Source organism: Roseateles sp. (genome assembly GCF_049240545.1).
Lineage (GTDB): Bacteria > Pseudomonadota > Gammaproteobacteria > Burkholderiales > Burkholderiaceae_C > Paucibacter_A.
In genome coordinates this window covers 1-1304 of the sequence record NZ_JBMLSK010000249.1, presented here as the reverse complement: position 1 = coordinate 1304, position 1304 = coordinate 1, and the positions used below count along the sequence as shown (strand labels likewise).

Sequence of the window (1304 nt, the reverse complement as noted above, 5' to 3'; positions counted from 1 at the left end):
CGCGGTTCGGCAGAGAGGCTGGGCGCGGTTTTTTTGCGGGGACGAGCGCTTGGTCGCGGTCGCGCGGCGCCGCAAGCCTTCAGTGCCGACGGTACCGGCGGCTGTGGGGATGCATGAGGTTGCCGCAGAGGGCATTTCGACGCTCCTCACGCCGCCCGCAGCACGTGCAGCCGCTTGATGTTCCACGCCAGCGCGGCCAGGGTCCATTCGCCCGCCGCTTGCGCCAAGCCGCGCAGACTCACGCGCCGCCAACCCATCACCTGCTTGACGATGCCGAAGACGGGTTCCACCGTCTGTTTGCGCAGCGCATACAGCGCCCGCCCCGCGCGCGTACCCAGCCGGTGCGCCATGCGCACCACCGGATCGTCGGTCGCCGGCGGCGGCGCATCCTCGGCGAAGCGCTCCAGCACCGGCAGGTGATGCGCCTCGCGCTTGAGCGCCACCAGCGGCACGATCCCCGCGGCTTCGCACGCGGCCACGTTGGCCGCGCTGAAGTAGCCGCTGTCGGCCAGCACGGTGTCGACCTGCCCGAGCGCTGCCGGCAGTGCTCCGAGTCGCTCCAGCGCCGGGGCCAGTTGCTGCTTGTCGTTGGGGGCCTGGGTCAGGTGGGTGCTCAACACCAGCAGCGTCGCCGTATCGACCGCCGCCTGCGCGTTGTAGCCCTGCACAAAACCGCCTCCGGACGCCGGCAGAATGCGCGAGTCCTCGTCGGTCAGGTTGACCTGATCGGTCGCGCGCGGGCCAGGCACCGGTGGCGCGGGCGACCGTCCGCGCGGCTTCTTGCCCGCAGCGCGCGCCGCTTCGCGCCGGGCACACTGGGCCTCGTGCTCCTGCTGCTCGCGCCGCTGCCGCTCCTGGGCGCGCTGCTCGATCTTGGCTTTGGCCTGGGCGATGGCCGCCAGTCGCGTCTCGCGCCGGGCGATCTCGGCCGGCACGTCCAGGCCGTCGGGCAGTGCACTGCCATCGGCTTGCTCGGCCAGCGCCAGCAGACCCTGCACCTCCTGGCGCAACTGCGCTTCGATTCTCTCGGCATGCGCCCACGACAGCGCCTTGTGCTTGCTGGCGTTGGCTCCCACCTTGGTGCCGTCCAGCGCCACCTGTCCCAGCTTGAGCAGCTTCATCTCGCGCGCCAGCAGCAACACCTGCACGAACAGCGCTTCGACCTGGGGCAGAAACCGCCGCCGAAACGTCGCCAGCGTGTCGTGATCCGGATGGGTGTTGGCCGCCACAAACCGAAACGCCACCGAGTCGTAGGTGGCCCGCTCGATCTTGCGGCTGGAATGCACGCCGCTGGCGTAGCCGTA

1 protein-coding gene is annotated in these 1304 nt (G+C 70.6%); it reads right to left on the bottom strand.

The annotated features are described in order from the left end of the window. Positions 1-146: 146 nt before the first annotated feature. A partial coding sequence (locus tag ACOVRJ_RS16840; RefSeq protein WP_422044991.1) for a transposase occupies positions 147-1304 on the bottom strand: 1158 nt, incomplete at its 5' end.